This window comes from Chryseobacterium sp. JJR-5R (genome assembly GCF_034047335.1).
Classification (GTDB): Bacteria; Bacteroidota; Bacteroidia; order Flavobacteriales; family Weeksellaceae; genus Chryseobacterium.
This window is the reverse complement of the sequence record NZ_CP139137.1, coordinates 1,158,079-1,179,583: the sequence shown is the minus strand read 5'-3', so window position 1 is coordinate 1,179,583 and position 21,505 is coordinate 1,158,079. Positions and strand designations below refer to the sequence as shown.

Sequence of the window (21,505 nt, the reverse complement as noted above, 5' to 3'; positions counted from 1 at the left end):
TTTAATGATTATTATGTAACGGCTGCAAAAATACGACTTATTTTTAATCCGGCAAACATTATCAGGTTCATTTATCAAATTCGATAGATAAAAAATGTTAAATATTTCTTAAAAAGACGAGGGTATCCCATTAAAAGGCAGTAATTTTGCATAGAAATCAACGATGAGAAAATTTATATTCCTTACTGCCTTTTCCACACTTCTTTTTGTCTGTGCTTCTTCCGTGAAAGCGCAGAAAAGCGCAGATAACCAAACCCGGAAAGTTCTGTATTTCAATCCTGAAGTGGATCCTGACATCGAAGAGATCAAGGAGCCTACCAATACAGCCTTTTTCAGTGCCGTTTCCGATAATCTGAGCGAGCGGAAAAACAGGATGCTGAAAACGGAAATCCAGATATCCTTTGACAGCATTGACAAACAAACCATTTCAGATTATTGTATGAACAATGATGCAGACTTTGCCGTGGTTCCAAAGGTAAAATATTTTAAAGTGGGAATCGGAAAATACGTTTTCTCCAACCAGGTCATCGTCAGCATGAAGCTTTTTGATGCCGGCGGGAACCTGCTTACCGAAAGCGATTATGATACGTATAAAAAGAACATGCGGCTTTTAGGCTCTACTACCAACTCAGTGAAGATCGGTACCCATGGGGCCATTAAAGGAATTTTAAAGCAACTGCGTAAAACAAAACCCTCGGAAGAAACGGGATTTTAATCAACTGCTGTTCTGCCGGTATTAAATATCATTTAAATCCTCATCTTTATCATACACTTACTGAAAATTTTATCACTATTCAATTCATCATCCGCCCTTTTACAGAGTATTACAGGCTGAATATTATGCATTCCATTTAAATTCACTGATTTAAATTTCATTGTATAGTGAATAATACAAATTCTTTTACTAATTTAGTCGGACAAACAATTCATTCAAACTATCTCAGTAGAAATTTCTTCAGGCATCTGCAATTGCGGGTGCTTTTATCTGTTAACACGCAAAATTTAATAAATCCTTAAATTTTACCGTTCGCTGGTCAATCTTAAAAATTTGAATTATTTTTGCATAGCTAAAAAATTACGTTTTGAATCCTAATGACGAACTGACCTTCAATCCTGCCGATATTGCCGAAACGCTCAGCGAATTACATGCTGACGAAAGGCTTCTGGCCTTCCTGAAAGTTCCGAAGGAATACAAAGCTGATGTTTTTTCACATTTAAATCCTGACTTCCAGGAAGAGACCATCCGAAGTATCGGAAGCGATGAAGTCTCTGAAATCCTGAACGCGATGACTCCTGATGACCGGACTGCCCTGTTCGAGGACTTTCCGGATGAACTTATCAAATATTCCATCAACCACCTGAATCCGCAGGAAAGGAGGATCGCCCTGAAACTGCTGGGCTACGATTCCAATTCCATTGCCCGTCTGATGACGCCTTATTATATCCAGATCCGTAAAGAATGGACGATAAAAAGATGCCTTCAGCAGATTAAAAAAGTCGGGAGCAGGGTGGAAACCATGAACTACCTGTATGTGGTGGATGAAAGGAACCGCCTGATCGATGATATTGCACTCGGAAGCTTATTGCTGGCGGAAGAAGAAACTCTGGTATCCGAAATCACCGACAATCAGTTTGTTGCGATTGAAACTACGGTCTCAAAAGAGGATGCAGTACAGTATTTTGAAAAATATGACCGGGCAGCCCTCCCGATTATTACCGAAGCCGGCGTACTTGTGGGTATTGTAACCATTGACGATATCCTTGACCAGATTGAACACCAGAATACCGAAGACATCCAGAAATTCGGAGGTCTGGAAGCACTGGATGATCCGTATACCCAGACTTCACTGATGGAAATGGTGAAAAAGAGAGGCATGTGGCTGATTATCCTTTTCTTCTCCGAAATGCTCACCGCTTCCGCGATGGGATATTTCGAGGATGAAATCCAGAAAGCGGTAGTCCTTGCTTTATTTGTCCCTCTGATTATTTCCAGCGGCGGAAACTCAGGCTCACAGGCTGCCACGCTGATTATCCGTGCCATGGCGCTCCAGGAAATCGGATTGAAAGACTGGTGGTATGTGATGAAAAAAGAAATTTTTACCGGGCTTTTCCTTGGCGGGATCTTGGGCATCATCGGCTTTCTGAGGATTATGGTCTGGCACAAAGCCGGCTTTTTCGATTACGGCATGCACTGGGCTTATGTGGGATTAAGTGTCGGCGTTTCTTTAGTGATGATCGTGCTCTGGGGAACGCTTTCAGGTTCCATGGTTCCCTTTATCCTTAAAAAACTGAAACTTGACCCGGCCACCTCTTCGGCCCCTTTTGTAGCAACCCTGGTAGATGTTACGGGCCTGATTATTTATTTTTCCGTAGCCGGGCTTTTCTTAACGGGTAAACTTTTGTAATTTAGGCAAACTCTAAAAATATCGTTATGAAAATTGTTTCCCTCGTTCCCTCAATCACCGAGGCGTTATTTGATTTGGGCCTGACCGAAAACGAAGTGGTAGGAAGAACAAAATTCTGTATCCATCCTGAAGAAAGAGTACAGCATGTAGCCATTATCGGCGGAACGAAAAACATCAGTATTGACAAAATCAAAGCCCTGCAGCCCGACCTGATCCTTGCCAACAAAGAAGAGAACATCAAAGAACAGGTAGAAGCACTGATGGATGATTATAAAGTAATTGTAACCCATGTTGAAAATATTGAAGACAATTACGCTCTGCTTAAACAACTGGGCAACCTGTTTAATAAGGAAGATGAAGCCCGGCTTTTCAATCTGAAAATCAACGAAGTCCTGAACCCGTCGAAAATCAATATTAAAATAAAAGCAGCCTATCTGATCTGGAAAAACCCGTACATGACAATCGGTTCAGATACTTTCATCCATGAAATACTAAGCGAAATCGGTTTTGAAAATGTATTTGAAGACAGAACGCGCTACCCTGAGATCCGGACAGAAGACCTGGCTAAGGCGGATCTGATCATGCTGTCTTCCGAACCCTTCCCTTTTAAAGAGAAACACATTGAAGAACTAAAGGAATTTTATCCTGATAAAAAAATCATGATTGTAGACGGGGAAGCTTTTTCCTGGTATGGGACGCATCTTGCAAAATGCGGAACCTACTTCAGGGAACTGATAGCAGAAGTGGAACCGGCTTAATGCAAATTTCCGTATTTTAATTCACAAGCTTTTATATAACAAGCCAGTATATTTAACACGCTACTCCGGCCCGAAAGGCCGGAGTAGCTGTTTCAATATGTTGAAATACACTTATAAAATTTTTGAAACCTCGCTGCAAAGCCATTCCAGCAATTCTCGGTCTTCATCCGTAAACGGATCAACCGTGTGGGAATCGATATCAATCTGGCCGACATTCTGTCCGTCTTTGAAAATAGGGACTACAATTTCCGCTTTGGTATCGATGGAACAGCTCAGGTAATTGCTTTCTTCATGTACATCCGGAACAACGAACGTTTCATTGGAAACGGCCACCTGGCCACAGATCCCTTTACCGTAGGGGATAATGGTATGGTCTGTAGGCGCTCCTACATAAGGCCCCAGCTTTAATTCGTCTTTATTGCCGTTTTTAAAATAAAAACCCGTCCAGTTGAAATAGGAAATTTCCTGGTCTAAAAGGTGGCATACCTTTTCAAGTTTCTCTTCGGTATTGTGTTTAGGGCTTTCCAGGATCGACGAAAGCCTTTTCTTTAATTCTGACATTGTAATTGTATGTTTTTTTTAAGAAAATTGTCTTAAGGAAAGCTCTTCTTTAAAGCCGAACATTCCACGTTCTTTGATCATTTCCGCAACGCCTTCCGGAACCTGGGTTTCCCAGCCTTTGATATTGCAGCTTATTTTTTTCAGAATATCTCTTGAATAAATCTCCAGGAATTCCGGATTGTAGTTTTTGATGTCTACGATACGGTCGTTATGCTTGAAATATTTGTACAGTTCCTTCAGGTTTTCTTCTACTTTCAGGGTGGAAGAATCCAGCAGCTCATGCGTCTCAGGGTCTTTATACGGATAAAGGTATACCCTCATTCCGTTTCTGAAGAATTTACCGAACGCTTCCAGGATCCCACCGGATAAGTTCTTGTAGTATTTTTCATCAAAAACCATCAGCAGGTTGTTAACCCCCATTGCCACACCGATATTTCCATTGGTATAGGAGGCAAAATAATCAATCAGCCTGTAATATTCAGAATAATTGGAAATGATTACCGTATATCCCAATTTAGCCAGGACATCTACCCGGTCCAGGAAGTCCCGTTCATCAATATCACCGTCTGCCCGCAGGTTTGAAATGGTAATCTCGATAAGGATCTCCGTATCTTCATGGGTACAGATGGCATCTTTCAGGAACATGTCCATCCCGTTTTTCAGCATATCGATATTCACTTTCGTTACCGGCCTGAAACTTCCTCTTACTGCAAAAATATTCTTTTTGTATAAAACATCCGCAGGAAGCATATTATTTCCTTCGGAATTGAAAATAACGGCATCTGTCATCCCATGCTTCACCAACTGCAGGGACATCAGCCTGTTATCTACATATTCAAAGCCCGGCCCGCTGAAATCAATCATGTCAATCTCAAGGTTGTCCTTGGCAACGTCATCATACAGGGATTCGATCAGGTTTCTGGGATTATCATAATAATGGAATGCCCCGAAGATCAGGTTCACCCCAAGATTGCCTAATGTTTCCTGCTGTAAAGTGGCATCGTTTTCCTTGAATTTAACATGGATAACAATTTCATTATAGCCTTCATTCTCTTTTACCTGAAAGCGGATGCCTACCCAGCCGTGGCCTTTTACCGTTTTATCAAAATTAATGGTGGTTACGGTATTGGCATAGGAAAAAAACTTTCTGTTAGGGTTATTTTCCCTTGAAATCCGTTCTTCGATAAGGGATACTTCATAACGAAGCATTTTCCGAAGCCTGTTTTGGGTAACATACCGGTTTTTCACCTCTTTTCCGTAGATCGCATCACTGAAATCCTTGTCGTAAGCAGACATGGCCTTAGCGATTGTCCCTGAAGCTCCTCCTGCTCTAAAAAAGTGCCGTACAGTCTCCTGCCCTGCTCCAATTTCCGCGAAAGTACCATAAATAGTAGGATCTAGATTAATTGTTAATGCTTTTTGTTTAGGAGTCAGTTTCTGATACATTAGGACATTAAATTTTTCGTAAATTTACCAAAATTAAACCAACCTGAAAAGAAAATGAAGTTGAAATTTTTAGGAACGGGAACTTCCCAAGGCGTGCCCGTAATCGGCTGCACCTGCGAAGTATGCACGTCAGAAAACCCCAAAGACAGCAGGCTCCGGTCTTCTGTGATGGTAACAACGGATGAGCAAAGGAAAATACTGATTGACTGCGGCCCGGATTTCAGACAGCAGATGCTGGCCAATCATGAACATACGGTAGACCTTACCCTGCTCACGCACGAACACAATGACCATGTGATCGGGCTGGATGATGTACGTCCCCTGATTTTCAAGAGCGGGAAAGATATGCCGCTTTACTGCTATTCAAGGGTGGGAAATGAAGTCAGGAACCGTTTTCCTTATGCGTTTGCCGACATACGGTATCCCGGGGCGCCGGCCTTTGACCTGCATGAAATTGAAAATAAACCGTTCACTGTACTGGATACGGAAATTACGCCGGTGGAAGTGGTCCACTACAAAATAACGGCTTTCGGATATAAGTTTAAAAAGCTGGCTTACCTTACGGATGCCGGTTTTATCTCTGATACGGAAAAGGAAAAGCTTCATGATCTTGATGTGCTGATCGTCAACTGTATCAGGAAATCTGACCCCCACCCTGCCCACTTTATCCTTCCTGATGTGATTGCCCTGTTTGAAGAGCTTAAACCAAAAAAAATGTTCCTGACCCATATCAGCCATCATCTGGGGCTGCATGATGTTGAGGACAAACTGCTTCCTTCCGGCATGCATCTCGCTTACGACGGTATGGAGATCAGTTTTTAAAATTTTCTTCAAAAATATTTTTAAGTATTGATAAAAGTTTCTATATTTGCACACCAATTAAAAGCATGGTAACACCAGCCCAGGTGGCGGAATTGGTAGACGCGCTGGTCTCAAACACCAGTTCTTAGGAGTACCGGTTCGATCCCGGTCCTGGGTACGAAAACCCTCTGAAATCAAATGATTTCAGAGGGTTTTATTTTTTTGATAAATGTGCCAGCCATATTTTATAAGAATTTTAAACAATAGTGATAGTGATAACCAAAACTAGCATATAAAATATGTTTATTCAAATCGATTCTTCATTGTCAGCTTCATTATCAGCATAATTCATAAATACAATATAAGCCAGATTGATGCTGCAGCAAAATCAAGCCTAACTAAGCAAGATACCTGAAATTATGATCCAAGTAGTTTGAAATGAAAGAACACCTGTATTCTTAGTAGTGCTTATAAACAATTGCGCTTTAACAATCTCATCACTCAGCCATTTGTTACAACGGGAATATAATATCAACATCTTTATCCTTACTCCTTTACTTTGATTGGAGCAAAAAATAAATAAAAAGGTAATAAAATAATTTTCTCCATCATTCAGCTTACTTTCTTGGCGCTTTTAAAACATCCGGTAATAATTCTGTAAATGGAATAAATCCTTGATGCTTCATAGATCCTGCCTGCTCTGCAGCGTATAACAGGCTTAATAATTCATCTGATGGATTCTTAATATAACTACTGCCTTGATAAATATCTAGTTTAAAGTCGGAAAAACGCTTTATTTCATACGCAACTGCCGGGGATGCCTAAAATATCTTCTACAGCATATATTAACGCAGTGATAATACTTTATTAAGAAAATCAAAATCCGTATTTATACGTATCAGGATGCTTTATAGAGTTGTTATTTTTGCTGGAGCATATAAAAGGATACATTCTCTGTCTGCATAATCATGCTGAAGTCATTCCAGGAATAGCTATAAAATTCACGGGATTATTCAATGGATATGAAAACTTAGTCAGATTAATTATTTCGAGCCGGGAATGACCAAATGAATTGAAAAGATGTTGAAACTTAAAGTAGGAATTGTAATTTTTAATAAAATCCTGACAAACAAATCATACCGTATAAAACAGGATAACAACCGCAATACATTAGTAATTTAAATGATATAAAAATGGCATTAAAAAATTTTAAAAGAGTGTTTGACGGTGATAAACCGTACTTAGTCCTGACACCCGAAAGTGGTAGTGAAAAGTATGATACCGTAATAATTATCGACGCTGACAAAACAGTATTTACAAAAAACAAGTTAGAAAAAAGTGGAAGCCAGGACATCAGAACGAGCCTGAAAGTTTCAGATGAGGATTTAGTGTATGATCTTGCTGATATTGAAGATTGCAAAGACAGAAAAAAGGGATTTAAATTCAAGGATTCGGATGCCGGCAAAGAAATGTATGTAAATGCCTCCAATACCATTATCTACGGAAATGCAGAAGTATTGGGCGTAGATATCAATGCTCTTTATATAAGTGCTGATAAAAGGCTGATCGGCAAAGGGAATGTGGACAGCAGCAGGATAAAAAACCAAAGCATTCAGTCTGCCCTTGAATTTGCCAATATAGATGGTTTGAAAGGAGAATTAGGCTGTGATGTAAACGGCGTGGAACACCGGAGCCTTTATTACCTGAATGTGGTAAATAAAGTGGCCAAAAAAGATGTTACTGATGCTAAAAAAGCTTGGGAAGATGCTGTTACTAAGGCTGATGCTGCCGAGTCTTCTGAGAAAACCAGCACTGAGGCAGCAAGAGATAAAGCACTGAAAAAATATTTAAATACAGCAAGGGCTTATCTGAGAACGGCTGAGGAAGAAAAGAACAATACAGAAATTGAAGAAGCAAAAAAATCCGTAGCAGATGCTCAGGAAGAGATTACCAAAAGTAACATACAGAATGAAGACAGTTTCTTGGAGTCTCTGGGAATCAGGTTCAAAAAAGCTTCCCTTATTCATTATGAAGCCCAGGATGTAAGTAATAACTTTAACGAAATGTTGATAGAATTACATGCAAAGCTGGATGAAAATACCCAGCTCCTCCTTGTAGAAAAGAAATAATTTCCAGCTGGAAAAATCCGTACCCCGGAATGGCAAAAGTACTCCCTTTACACATTAATGCACTTTATCTGGATCAGCCGCGGCAGGTTATCGGCCAGGATATCCGGTTCGAAAATATTCCGTGGATGAACGGGCCAAAAGAAGTATTTGAAAATCCAAATATCCCTTTTGACAAAAGCTCAATCATTCCCCGCCCGTTTTCTTACGATAATGCTGTCTACCTGGAGAAGGGAGTCCATCTGCATTTTACCCTACCGGATTTTTTTAAGAAATTTGATGATGCAGGCAATCTTCCCCAGGCTCCCAACCGATGGTACATTATGCATGGAGCAAAAGAGTGGATAATAGAGAGTGATTATATCTGGGACATCAACGATCCGGATCTGGATAAGTACAACACCTGCAGCTATCTTGAAGGAAAGCCCGAAGGAGATTTTACCTTCAGCTATGTCGGAAGGAAATATTCCTATCACGAATGGAGAAATAAAAAAAACACATCTTCTCATCAATATCTTGATCATCTAACGGCAATGGGCTGGGGAAGCCTGTCTTTTGACATGCATTTTGCCAACTGCAGAAGCATATTTGGATTCCATGATCCTGCTCCCGATGGGTCTTATATTATCCTCGGCTGGGTAGAAGGGAATAAAAACCTCCCTTTTGTTGCAGGTAATTTCAGGATAAAAAATGAAGAAAACCCGGTGCAGGCAGGAGCCTTCAGCATTGCCGTCGCCAATACGCTTCCGGAAGCTTTAACGGCTTTGATGGTAGAAAATTTAAGCGATGAAGAGGAAACACCGGTTGAAAGACTCAGGAAAGAAGAGCAGATAGAATCGATACTGAATGCTGAAAGCTTAAACGATCAGAAATTAGACCGGGTTTCCCGCCTCCGCCATCAGCAGCATGAAAAACAGTTCAGTGTCACCGGCGGATTTTCCGGCTGGCAGATCAAGGCACATGATCTCCCCGTGAACAGTACGGTGGTGACGTACGAAATTGAAAAATTATTTTCAGATGAGATCAGGGAACTGAACAGGCTTCAGAGAGAATGTGACGCTGCCCACCATCATTTTCATTCTGATTTGGAGAATGCCTATATCGACTGGTCCGATTACCTTTCAAAACTGTTTTTAGAAAAATCTGCGGATAATGAGCTGAATACATTCCTTCAGCAGATCGGGTCTAACATTGATGCATTACAATACAGGGAAGTATATTGCGGGCAGCTGGCAGGAAAAATTGATCAGGCAGTTGCAGGGCTGGAACATCAGATAAGAAATAACCCGCATATTGAAGCCGTTATTGATAATCTGATCAGTAAAATAGATGACATTCAGGCGGTTTCCGATAAATATTGGTCCGGTTCCAACAGGGGTTGGGATGAATTGACGTTAAAAAAAGAACTGAAAAATGCAGCATTTTCAAAAATAATAATTGAAAAGAAGAATAAGCTTAATTTTTATGAAGCGCTGCCTCCGACCGTTATTATTTCAGCCTCTGATAAAAATCCCCTGATCCGTTCATTCAACGACAGGGAGATTCTCCCCGAACCGGCAATTGGTGATATACAGACAGAGGATCCTATAGACGTAATCATCAGTAAGATCACCGGAAACAATGTGCTTCCCGTTACTGAAGTGGCAGCGAATGTATGGAAAACCTACAAAGTAGAATGGCATGCAGAGTTTTTACCAAAGAAGAACGGGCATTATTTAAACACTGCAGACGGAAATTTCTCTCCTGATTTTTTATCGGATACCTATCAGCTGGATGAGCAGAATGCCGATCTGATCAAAAATTACAGGCTGGATAACATTGCTTACCATGCCTCCGCAAACAGTTATTACGGAAACTCATTTGTAGACAGTGCGGTGAAGGATTTTGTACTTGATAAAATTACCGGGGCAAAGGAAACAGCTGATCACGAAAATACCGGTAATCAGCCGATTTATCAGCTATTGGAACAGTACAGGTCTAAACTTAATGATACTCATTTGTTCGAGTTTACCCTTTCTGATTTTAATAACCTGATGATTCAGCGGAGCAGTGCTATGGCGGTGCTTCCCCTGATTCCTAACGGATTCCAAAACCATAAAAAAGCGGCAGGCACACTCCATGCCTTGCTCAACAGGCATAAAGGCAGCATTAACCTGTTGTCTACAAACCGTTTGTCTGTATTCAATCCGCTCAGGAACGGAGCATTAAGCATAAACCGGCTCAGAATTGTGGACGGTTTCGGAAGGGAAGAAAAACTGTATCCGGATAAAATCATTACCACAAAAAACCAGACCTTTTCAGATAAGGAAAATTGGGTTATTCTGCCTCCGAGACTTTTACAGCCTGCCGCTTTAGACGTTACATTCGATTATCATACTTCAGCTACGGAAAAAAGCCCGGTCATCGGCTGGATGATACCTGTCTTCCTGAATCAGCATCTTGAATTTTTTGATAACAGAGGAGCGCACATAGGGGCAGTAAATGATGAAGGCCAATGGGAACCCACGCCTTTCAATATCCCGTCGGACCAGGGAAATAAGACAGCAATCGAACAGATCGGAAATCCTGATCTCCGGAATACCGTTAACTGGTTTTTGGAACAAAGCAAGAAACCCGGCTTTATGGCTAAGGTAATTAGGGAAATCCAGCACAATTTAGAACATATTGCTCCGGAACACGATCAGAATCCTTCTCTGATGGAAACAATAGCATCCGTACCCATCGCGATCACAAAAATAGATTATCAACTGGTTTCTAAAGGCAAATCCGTTTATAATATTAAAAATAAAGAGGCCGTATCTGATCATTCAGCCCATGAAAACGGATTAGGCAGTATTAGGTTCCCGGTCCGCTTCGGGGATGTAAACCAGTATAACGACGGCCTGATCGGCTATTGGCACAAAGATCCGGATGATTTCAGCGGCCAGACGCTGTATATCAACAGTGAGACGGTTTCAGGGATAAGTTCCGGTGCCCAAAAAAGCATTAAGGTGTATAATTCCGTTAAAAGTATTCTTCATGCTGAAGTTTCCAGAAGCACGCTTCCAAATGCTGTAAATGTCCTGGCAATACTAAAGAAGGCGTTGAAAGAAGGTTCTAAGCTGGCAGATATTTTAAACAGGGATATGCTGAATACATTAATCAGCTCCCTTAGCAAACCCGATATTACTACCCGCAGTTCACAGAATATCTTTGAGCGGTTTACCACAAATGACCTGATCAATCCTGACATGAAGTTTTTACTCGACCGTTTTACAAACTTGCTCAATCCCGGGAATTTCAGCGCAAACAATATAAGCGGAGAGAATAAAAATGCTGCAGGGACCCAGTTTGAAGCACTGGTCAGCCTGCTGGAAAATATACAGGAAAACAAAGGCAGTATTTCCAAGGCTTACCTCTTGAAACAGTTTACTGAAAAAGGAAACCTCATCTGGGACACTTTGCAGGAGCTTCATATTATTCCACAGGATGATCTGGCTGCAACATTTGCCATGGCCGCAAAAACGGAAGACAGCAAAGGGTTTACCACAATTAACGGCCGTGAAAAATCTATTGTTGCATTGCTGCATCCAAAAGCCAGCCTGTTTTTTAAATCCGGGATTTTACCTGAAAAAAATATAACCCTGCCGTATAATGAGATCAAAGATGCACTCAGAAAAATCGAACTTACGCTGCTCACTTCTCCCATCATAACCCCTAAAGAGAGCCTGCAGATTTCATTGCTGAAAGACACGCGTTATAAATGGTCCTGGATAGATCTGCAGAAAATGAAAAAAGAAAAGCTTTCAGCCGGAAACAAGCCCGTCCTGAACCGCATTTCACAGGATCCGGCTTTAAAAAATGTAGAAGAAAAGGATCTCAGAATCCTGAAAAATAAAGGGTTGATTGATGAAGACCCATTTTTTCCGGATGAGAACCTCTATTATATACATATGGAAAAATACCGAGAATTTATAAACCGGAAATCTTTGACGGATGACGACCAAAAATTGATTCGGAGGATTGAAAGCAGCGAAATATCCATTCCGGATTTCACGGTTTCAAATCCTGATATTCCGAAATTGGTATTAAAAGAAGGCTGGATATCCATTAAATCTACTCAACTCTAATCTAAAATACAGATGAGCAACATAATCTCTTATCATTTCCCTTTAGACAGTCTGGAAAACCGGCAAATAATCAACATCTATCAGAACGTGACGGTTTCTTCAGGCTTATCGGGCTCAAAGATTGATTTCGATACCCGGAGAGGCAGCTTTTTATCGCTGGCAAACCATGATTTCATAAACTTTACTTTTGATGCATTTGCCGTTGAGTCCGATAAATCATACATCATTAACCTGTTTTTTAATTATGAAACGCTATCAGGAGATGCTGCGGACAATACACTGCTGAATATTGATAATACGTACAGCCTGTCGATCCGGAATAATGTCTTAATGATTAATGCTGATCCTACCGAAACGCTTATCCCCAATACCTGGTACAATATCACCATTACCATGAGCAGGGATGCAATAAAGACGATTTTATTTAATAAAGAAATAGGAAATGCAGCGGTTTCTCCGGAATCCGTGAGAGAAATAAAACTGCAGGGAGGAGAAACGGTTAATATTAAGCTTTCCGATCTGAATATTCAGGAGGAAGTCAATGCATATGCCTTGGACAGCATAAGAAATTATCAAAACGTACATAATCTGTCCGTTTTCAGTACCATCCATTTCCGGCTTTACAATAAACAGGAATATAAAGACCGTTTATTTTTGGAAAATGATGAACAGAACCTGTTTCTGGATATTGATTTTGGCAATTACGCCGTAGAATTTGATCCCGGAAAAGACATACACATCATCCTGAAAGCCAAAAAAGGTTTTTTCAAAAAGAAAGAAAGTTCTTCAGACACCGGATCTGTACGTACGGATGGCGATGATTTCTGCATACAGCTGAAAGGCGATCCTGCTAAAATAAGCAACCATCAGCTTTCTGTTCCTGTTCCGTTTGCAGAATTGGTAAACCTGAGGAACCAGGACCAGGTGCTCATACAGCTGGAACTTATCAACTGTACCCTGAAAACAGCAGATCATAAAAATATAACGGTATTAGGCGATCATGCCGTTACCATAGACCGGACCATTTCCATACAGGACAGCCGGGGTGCCGAGGCATGCCCTTTTGATGTGTTTGTTTTCGGTAACGACACGCTGTATAATGGCGGAGACGGCAGATTGCAGACCATTATCCTGAGAGTAATGAATAACAGAAGTGAAAGCATAGCATTCCGGCCAAACTCATCTTTTGAAATAACTTCCCGCCAGATAGGGATTTTAAAAGAAGATGTATTGCAGGCTGCCAATATCAAAGTAAAAGCCAGCGAAGGCAGGGAACTAATGCTTTCCAAAGATGGTAATGGTAATCTTAAAGTTTCTTTAATGGAAGATGCCGTTATGGCAGAAAATCACTGGATAGACATTGAGATTTCCGGAGTACAGGCCAACGCTGCTTCAGGAAAATTTCCGTCAGGGTCTTATCCGTTTTACCTGGAATACAGAAACATCCCGGGATACAGAAACGGCAAAACTAAATTTTACATCAAGACAGGAAAAATATTTTACTATTATAACTAATAACCGGTATTCTATGGAAGAAAAACTCTATTTAAACGATTTTGAATCAGGTAAAAGTATTTTTAAAAACATAACGTCCACTGATGGAACTATTGATCATCTGGTTTCTAAAGTTTTAAAACTGGAAGAGACTATTGAACTGCTGAAAAGCGAATTGAAAGTAGTGAGTAATTTAAAGAAAGAATTAATAAAAATAAATTCAGAAAAGACAGAAGTTAAAAACAAGCTGTATGCAAATGAAGAGCTGGTCTCGGTGCCCATCGGAACCATTGTGGCATTTGCCGGAAAAGAGATCCCCGAAGGCTGGAAGCTGTGTGACGGGACAAACGGCCCTAACTTAGACGATAAAGTAATCTTTGGAACAACAAATAAAACAAGAAATAAGGAAGTAGAGGCAGGTTTTAAGAATATTGTCTTAAACGAAGCACATTTACCGGTTCATGCCCACGTCTATGACCGGATAACCTATAGTTTTTTCAATAAACAGGCAGTAATATCGTCCGGCACCTTCAGTGATAGCAGAGCTGATTTTTATTATGACAGCAGGGAAAATCTAAGTAAGTCAAGTACTTCTCCGGCCGGCCGGGGCAGTTCGATTAATATTACGCCCCCCAATGTAAAAATGCTTTACATGATAAAGACAGTCTGATTTTTCCCGGTAACCCCTAAGCAAAGAATGTCATAGCAGAAAACCGGATCTTACATCAAAACAGGAAAAATATTGTATTCGGATTAATCCCAGAATTATGTCAGAAAAACTAAATGTAAACGATTTTAAATCAGATCACGGGGAAATTAACCGGCTGGAACTGAATGAAGGGACGGCTAATCTGTTAACCGTTGAGTTTTTAAGGCTGAAAAGCCAGATTGAAATGTTGGCAAATGAACTGAAAATTATAAAATCGAACAGAGAGCTCATCAATATCAATTTGGATAAAACAGAAGTTAAAAACAGCCTGTATGCCAATAACGAATGGATCTCGGTGCCCATCGGTACCATCGTGGCTTTTGGCGGCCAGTGGATTCCTGACGGATGGGAATTGTGCGATGGAGGATGGATTAATGACCGTTACCCTGATGCAAAAAGAATTATAGGAGGACGGAAACCGAACTTAATCAATAGATTTATCAGAGGGACCGATTCCTTTTCTGTACAGGAAAGAGGCTCGGATAATATACAATTGATAGCAGAAAACCTGCCCTTCCACAACCATGTTTACTATGAGCCCAGAATTGTACCTAGGACAAAATGGGGAACTTATGGTGCAAATAATAATGATGCATTATATAACAGCCATATAATCGAATATGATAAGAGAGTAACCCATAATAACATTGATCCTAAAGATCCGTATTATAATCCGTCAAGATTGGAAGGGCGTAGTTTCAGTATCGTGCCCGCCCATGTTACATTGAGATATATCATTAAACTGAAATAGAAGGCATAGTCTCGCTATGCTGCCGTTTGAAACGTATGGGTAAAAACAAAATAACTCAGTTGGAATTAAAGGTCGGAATCAAGGATTTCGAGCTGGATCTGACAGGTGCGTTTGAAAACAATGAGCAGTTTTCCGAAATGCATCTTAAAAACCGGCTGTCTGATGCAAAGAACCGGCTGAGCTCTATTTTCAACGAACATAAGGATTTTGCAGAGGCTATTGATCCGCTGATTCCTGAAGAAGCAGACTTCGGGGTCTACAAGCTGAAAGATAAAAAGAGCGCTGATTATCTATCTGCCACCAGGCTGGAGCTGGCGTACCCTTACTTTAATTTAATGATCCTCCTTTCCGGGAAATTCAATCTGCTGAGCTTATCTCTGAACGGAACTATCGGGTTTTCCGGTTTTCCGCTGGTAGGGGAATATCTCAAAGGGTATGGGATCTCCGGGCTGGACCTTATTTATTTCTCACAAAAAGAAAAAAGCCTTTCTGAAGCAGCTGCATTTTTTTTAAAAAGACAGTTTAAAGATACGGTATGGATTAAAGATGAAGACCTTAAAATAAAGAATCATTTTAATATAGGAGTAGAATACCATTCCGGTGCACTAAAACAGACCCTGGTCTACCCGGCAAAAAACACAGGAAAGGCAACATCTGCAGATGCTCTGCCCGATAAGAACGGAGAGCAGGAAGAACAGTCCGGTCCCGGCAAAGAAGAAACCAAGAAAAAGCCTCCGGTAAGAATTACGGAAATTACGCCGGAAATTGTAAACAAAAGTATTCAGATACTCCTTTCGGCAGAACTGAATATAGGGCCGTTTGCTTTCCAGGTCATGGGCCTGGGCATTATCATTCCGTTTCATATTTTAAACGGCTTCAGGTTTCCTGATTCCCTGGCAAAAGTACAATTTGCAGTAAAAGGGCTGTCTCTCGCTTACAATACACCTACCTTATCGGTATCGGGCGCTTTCATGAGAGAAATAGTGGAAGTAAAAAAGGCTGACGGGAAGACGGAAAAAACAGAAACCTACAATGGGCTGGTTACCTTTAAAATGGGGAAGATTGAAATTGTTGCCATCGGCTCATACATCAAGACCCCAGCCTATTCGTCGCTGTTTGCATTCGGATACCTGGGAGTCCCCATTCCGGTAGACCCGTCTTTTAATATCCTGGGACTTGCACTGGGTTTCGGGCTGAACAGGAATTTCGTGATGCCCGATATTTCAGAAGTCGCGGAATTCCCTTTGGTAAAAATTATTAAAAACGGAGGGTTAAAAGAAGAAGACAGCGTTCAGAAAATATTTGCAGATTTAAACAGATATATACCGGCCGAAGAAAACAGCTATGTCATTGTTGCGGGGATCAAATTCGATACCTATAAAATTATCGTAACCACAGGAATTCTGGCTGTCGCCTTTGGCAATAAGACCTCTGTGAATATATTGGGCCTGTCTGCCATGTCTTTGAAGGGAATATACAATATCGAATTTGCCTTTTCCCTGCGGGCAGATCTCGAAGACGGTATTTTTATCGCAAGAGGGCAGCTTACCGATAAATCCTATGTTCTGCTTCCCGAACTGAAGCTCACAGGTGGTTTTGCTTTCGGAATATGGCTTAAAGGGGAAGAAGCCGGGGATTTTGTTTTATCCGTAGGCGGTTATCATCCAAAATTTAAAGCACCCTCCTATTACCCTGATGATATTCCCAGGCTTGGTTTTAACCTGAACTTAGGCCCCGTAAATATCTATGGCAAAATATATTATGCGCTGACGCCCGGCTGCATCATGGCAGGCATAGAAGCCGGGATCATCTTTACATATGAAGGCGGCCTGCTGTATGCAAATATTGCCATCCAGTTCCAGGCTGATTTTATCATCAGCTGGAACCCGTTTTTTTACGAAGCAGAAATCGCCTGCCGCCTTTTTATAGAACTAAGAGTGGGCATCGGCTGGTTCAGCATCAGCTTCAGGCAGAATATCATTGCCCGGTTATGGGTGGCAGGCCCGGATTTCGGAGGAAAAGCACTGATTAAGATTGCCGGTTACGAACTGGAAACCTATTTTGGGGAAAAACAGAAAGATAAGCCGAAACTCCTGCTGCCGGATTTTATAAAAGCGTACCTGAACGATACGGACAAGATGCTGACGTGCAGCATTTCAAAAGGCATTATAAAAAAAACCGGAACAGGTAGCGGCCCTGGGAAAACCATTGTAAACCCCAAAGATTTCGTTCTGGACCTATACAGCCAGATTCCGGTGACCGGGATTACCGGAATCAGTACAGGCCTGGCTGATAAGAAAATCTATCCTGTATATTCGGATTCTTCCCCGCTGAAGAATATCCTGCATATAGAAGTGATTCTTGGGAAAACAAAAATTGATTTTTCATCTTTTTCCCATGAATTAAACCTGCAGTCCGTAGCCCGATCAATTTGGAATGATAAAAACAGCATTTCGGATCATGAAGCTTTGTCCCGGGAAAATCTGTTAAAAGAAGTCTGCAAAGGCATCAGACTGGAATTTTCAAAGACTGTTGTTCCGGTTCAGTCCGTGCCGGTTTCCTTATACGATACGGCAGTTAAGAATTATGAAGATGCTTTTGATCATTATGCCGTAGAAAAAGTAAATAACGGCGGTTTCAGGCCGGAAGGTTTCCTGGATGAATTAAATCTTATGGAAAAAGATGAATTCGATGTCTCGGATTTAGAAAATACCATCGAAACGTACCGGTACAAAACAGCTCCGGGTACATACAGAATTGTATAATATGGGAAATGAAATCAATGAAACAGGGATCGGTTTGTCGCATATCCCTACCGTACAGGCCGGGAAATATACAGTGAATGCCTTTCTGGAAAACGGGCTGAATGCCGGGATTTCTCAGAAAACAGAGTTTTACGTAGCCGGATACGACAATCTGATTCCTCAGAATGAGGTATTGGCCATGTATCCCATTAATAAAGGAAAAGGAAATTATGCCGGAGTATTTCCCCATATCCAGTTCAGAAGAAGCACGCTTCCATGGGAATACCGGTGCACTTTTAACGGGGAAATGCTGCCTTACCTATTTCTGGTACTGGTAAAGGAAGAAGAATTTCAACAGGGAAAAGTCAGAATAGAAGAAAGCAGCACAGATTATTTAGCCGATTCTCTGGAATCCGAAAGAAAGATCATTACCCTGCTGAACTTTGAAGACGGCCCGGAGATGACGCCCCCGTTAAACCTGATGACTTCTTTGGCACACGTACGCGTTCAGAAGCATCAGGAAATATCGGCATTAAACTTACCGGAAGAAACGGGCATCCTTATATCTCACCGTATGGTAAAGCCTGATACGAAATACCGGGCTTTTGTCTGCTATTATGTCGAAATAAATCATCTTTCCGGCATGATTTCACGGACTGAAGCTAAAACATCCTCATGCCTGGTGCTGAATGAATGGTCATTTGAATCCATAGGGACAGAATTATATCAGATCGATACAAAAAAAATTAAAAACCACCCGGACTTTAAAGATTTTGCCGGAGCAGAAGATTCTGAAATACTGGATTACGAAGGCCTGAAAGCTATGATAGAAAGCCATAAGGAAAATCCGTCATACCGCGAGCTGCTCAGGCTCATTGAAGAAAACGAGAAATTCCTGAATGAGAAAAAAGCAGAATTTGATAAGTTCAAGCTAAAACTTAAAGATGAAAATCCCATACGTTCTTCTGTGGAGGAAGGCAGAGGGAATCCGGCAGCAATTAAAAAAGAAAATAATGATATCACGCATACGTTTCAGGAAAAACAGGAAAAATCTGAAGAAAAAAACAACCACATCCTTGAGTATCTGGAATACAACGGAAAAACCCTGAAAGGACTGTTGCATGAGCTGGAGATCCAGGCATTCAAAACTAATTTAGTAACTGAAAATGAAGCGGCCAACCGGCTGTTTAATCTCGCCAAAGTTCCGCTGGAACACCAGCTAAAGGGCGGAGGAAAAATGGTATCCTGGTACCAGGGGCCTTTAGTCAACAGGAAATATAGTTTTGATTTAGAGGCGTTTATAAAAAACGACACTGCTTCTCCGGGAAATTACCTGCCGGATCATGCAGACCGTCTTATCCTGTTTAATGAAGATACCAAAATGTATGACATGACGTATGCTGCAGCATGGCAGTTAGGCCGCCTTATGATCATGAACGACAATAAAGTGCTGCAGGCACTCAAAAAATGGAAATATGATTTATCCTTGAATGAATTAATAGAGGAGCAAAACCATACGACCCATCTCATGAAGCTGCCAACCGATGATTCGGTGTATGAGATTCCCGCCATCTTGTGTAATTATGTAGCCGGGTTTTTAAAATTTGAAAATTTCCCACTGTATTATCTGTTCCCGCATGCTGATTTAAGCACCGGTGAAAGCTGTAAATATTTTAAAATTAATAACTCCTGGCTGCTGGCATTCCTTTTCGGGATTTTCAGTACCGGACCGAAATTAAAAGCAGGGGTTTTTAAAAATTGTGTCCTGGGGAATGCAGTCATCAGGGAAATATTCAATTATGAAACTGAACAGTACGGTATCATCCTGCAGTCTCAGATCATCAAAAACTGGCCGCATCTTATTGTAGAGTTGAACGGGAACTTTAATTTTAAAGTGGTAACAAGCATAACCGGTTCTTTACGGCTGTACATTACCGATGAAAATTTTGATGAAATACAAATGTATCTCAAGAATGAAAATGCCCACTTCGCTGTAGAATATTCCAAAACGTCAGATGCCGGCGAGTTTATTAGTAAAAAAGACGGCGGGTATATGATTAACGGTCAGGAGATACCGGAAGGGAAATTACCGTTCGAACTGTTGTATAAGCAGCCTTATGTAGATTTTAAAATAACAAACGGAATTGCCTGAAATTTCATGACATAGGACTGTGATCGGCTGTGTTGCTTATTTAATTTAAACTGTTCAAAATAACAGTACACAAAGCCTCGTACTGCGTAAAAAGTTTCTCTAATGTCCAAGAGGCTGATGTTATCTGACACATATGAGAAGGTCTTCTTTTTAAAAGATGATGTTCAAAAGTAATTTTTTATGGCCTCTAAAAATATTTTTTGTACCCTTACATTTTTTTTGCAATTTTACGCATCATTTTTACAGAACAATCCAACATACAGTAACCTGAATGATCTTAAAAACGCAATGAAATATATCTCCTGTATTGTATTCCTCTTTTTGGGCAGCATAGCCCTTGCTCAAACAGAACATTTTAGCCATTACACCATACACGATAATAAACTTAAAACCTTCCAGGTCCATCTTGCCAGTTCTGACAGTACCGCTAAAAAGCCACTGCTGGTCTATCTGGATGGCTCAGGGAACTTTCCCCTATATTATAAGAAAAAGTCCGGAAATTATTCAACTTCGATCCCGTTGGATATCAGGAAATATGCAAAGGATTTCCACATCCTGCTCATCAGCAAGCCTGGCATACCGTTCAGGGATTCCCTGCAGACCTCACCGTCGGGAAGACGTTTTTATCCCGAAAATGAAACATATACAAATTTATACAGCCTGGACTGGAGAGCCGGCGCAGCGGCAAAAGCAATTAATTTTATAAGCAGAAAGATTCCTGTCGACAAAAGTAAAATTGTCGTCATGGGATATTCTGAGGGCTCCCAGGTAGCACCGCGTGTAGCAGTTCTCAATAAAAAAGTTACCCATGTGGTCTCAATTGTCGGGAATGCGATGCCGCAGTTGTATGATTTTATAACCAATGTAAGACTGGATATCGAAAGGAAGAAATTGTCTGCCGCCGAAGGACAGAAAGTTATTGATTCACTTTATTCAGAGTTTGATAAGATATTTGCGGATCCGATGTCGGTAAAGAAGAAATGGTATGGAGAGACGTATCTGAAATGGAGCAGCTTCAATAAAAAATCTCCCCTTGAAAATATGCTTGAATTAAATATCCCCATACTTTATATTGCGGCGGGAAAAGATCATAACCAGCCTATAGTTGGAATGGATTATGCAAAACTTGAATTCATAAGGAGACGGAAAAATAACCTTACGTATAAAGTATATCCGGACAGCAATCATTATTTTCAGGATCAGGCTGATGAGAACAGTCCTAAAACTGACCGCATTGACGAAGTTCATCAGTTTGCAGTGGATTGGATTAATGCACATCCTCATTAAATTATTAATAAGCCTGAAGGATCGGGAATATGATTCAATACTGCAGGAAAAGAGTCCTCAGATTAAAATCTTGAAAAGGATAAATACAGATAACAAAATCCCATACATTTTTGCTGCCGTCATTTTATGGAGCTTACGGATTAAAAGCTATGATATCAGCCG

The 21,505-nt window shown here is 40.8% G+C and carries 14 protein-coding genes and 1 tRNA gene; 13 read left to right on the top strand and 2 right to left on the bottom strand.

Features of this window, described 5'->3' with window-relative positions; translation table 11 throughout:
* Positions 1 to 163: 163 nt before the first annotated feature.
* The 3 genes from SD427_RS05525 to SD427_RS05515 all read left to right on the top strand — a co-directional run bounded on the left by SD427_RS05525 (position 164) and on the right by SD427_RS05515 (position 3,163).
* On the top strand, positions 164 to 715 hold the full coding sequence (locus SD427_RS05525) for a pyruvate decarboxylase (RefSeq protein ID WP_320560281.1): 552 nt from the start codon (positions 164 to 166) through the stop codon (positions 713 to 715).
* Positions 716 to 1,100: 385 nt separating this feature from the next.
* Positions 1,101 to 2,405: a magnesium transporter gene (gene mgtE / locus SD427_RS05520; RefSeq protein ID WP_414017717.1), complete on the top strand. Its 1,305-nt coding sequence runs from the start codon at positions 1,101 to 1,103 to the stop codon at positions 2,403 to 2,405.
* 26 nt (positions 2,406 to 2,431) lie between these two features.
* Complete coding sequence (locus SD427_RS05515) at positions 2,432 to 3,163, top strand: helical backbone metal receptor (RefSeq protein ID WP_320560279.1); 732 nt, start codon at positions 2,432 to 2,434, stop codon at positions 3,161 to 3,163.
* Positions 3,164 to 3,274: 111 nt separating this feature from the next.
* Here SD427_RS05515 and SD427_RS05510 read toward each other — a convergent pair whose 3' ends face one another.
* On the bottom strand, positions 3,275 to 3,724 hold the full coding sequence (locus SD427_RS05510; protein ID WP_320560278.1) for a GAF domain-containing protein: 450 nt from the start codon (positions 3,722 to 3,724) through the stop codon (positions 3,275 to 3,277).
* A gap of 18 nt (positions 3,725 to 3,742) precedes the next feature.
* Positions 3,743 to 5,170, bottom strand: a complete 1,428-nt coding sequence (locus SD427_RS05505; RefSeq protein WP_320560277.1) for a TonB-dependent receptor — start codon at positions 5,168 to 5,170, stop codon at positions 3,743 to 3,745.
* A gap of 54 nt (positions 5,171 to 5,224) precedes the next feature.
* Here SD427_RS05505 and SD427_RS05500 point away from each other — a divergent pair, with 54 nt between their 5' ends.
* From SD427_RS05500 to SD427_RS05455, 10 genes are all read left to right on the top strand, one after another.
* Positions 5,225 to 5,992: an MBL fold metallo-hydrolase gene (locus tag SD427_RS05500; protein ID WP_320560276.1), complete on the top strand. Its 768-nt coding sequence runs from the start codon at positions 5,225 to 5,227 to the stop codon at positions 5,990 to 5,992.
* A gap of 77 nt (positions 5,993 to 6,069) precedes the next feature.
* A tRNA-Leu gene (locus SD427_RS05495) sits at positions 6,070 to 6,149 on the top strand.
* 1,015 nt (positions 6,150 to 7,164) lie between these two features.
* Positions 7,165 to 8,100: a hypothetical protein gene (locus SD427_RS05490; RefSeq protein WP_320560275.1), complete on the top strand. Its 936-nt coding sequence runs from the start codon at positions 7,165 to 7,167 to the stop codon at positions 8,098 to 8,100.
* A gap of 29 nt (positions 8,101 to 8,129) precedes the next feature.
* Positions 8,130 to 12,206 carry a hypothetical protein gene (locus tag SD427_RS05485; protein WP_320560274.1) on the top strand — a complete coding sequence of 1,359 codons (4,077 nt, stop codon included), beginning with the start codon at positions 8,130 to 8,132 and terminating at the stop codon, positions 12,204 to 12,206.
* A gap of 12 nt (positions 12,207 to 12,218) precedes the next feature.
* On the top strand, positions 12,219 to 13,721 hold the full coding sequence (locus SD427_RS05480; RefSeq protein ID WP_320560273.1) for a hypothetical protein: 1,503 nt from the start codon (positions 12,219 to 12,221) through the stop codon (positions 13,719 to 13,721).
* Positions 13,722 to 13,734: 13 nt separating this feature from the next.
* A complete protein-coding gene (locus SD427_RS05475) occupies positions 13,735 to 14,370 on the top strand; it encodes a hypothetical protein (RefSeq protein WP_320560272.1) in 636 nt (211 codons plus the stop codon).
* 97 nt (positions 14,371 to 14,467) lie between these two features.
* Positions 14,468 to 15,160 (top strand): tail fiber protein, encoded by a 693-nt coding sequence (locus tag SD427_RS05470; protein WP_320560271.1) that lies wholly within the window; start codon positions 14,468 to 14,470, stop codon positions 15,158 to 15,160.
* Positions 15,161 to 15,219: 59 nt separating this feature from the next.
* Positions 15,220 to 17,925, top strand: a complete 2,706-nt coding sequence (locus SD427_RS05465) for a DUF6603 domain-containing protein (protein ID WP_320560270.1) — start codon at positions 15,220 to 15,222, stop codon at positions 17,923 to 17,925.
* A gap of 1 nt (position 17,926) precedes the next feature.
* A complete protein-coding gene (locus tag SD427_RS05460) occupies positions 17,927 to 20,056 on the top strand; it encodes a hypothetical protein (RefSeq protein ID WP_320560269.1) in 2,130 nt (709 codons plus the stop codon).
* 288 nt (positions 20,057 to 20,344) lie between these two features.
* Positions 20,345 to 21,343, top strand: a complete 999-nt coding sequence (locus tag SD427_RS05455) for an acyl-CoA thioester hydrolase/BAAT C-terminal domain-containing protein (RefSeq protein WP_320560268.1) — start codon at positions 20,345 to 20,347, stop codon at positions 21,341 to 21,343.
* Positions 21,344 to 21,505 lie beyond the last annotated feature (162 nt).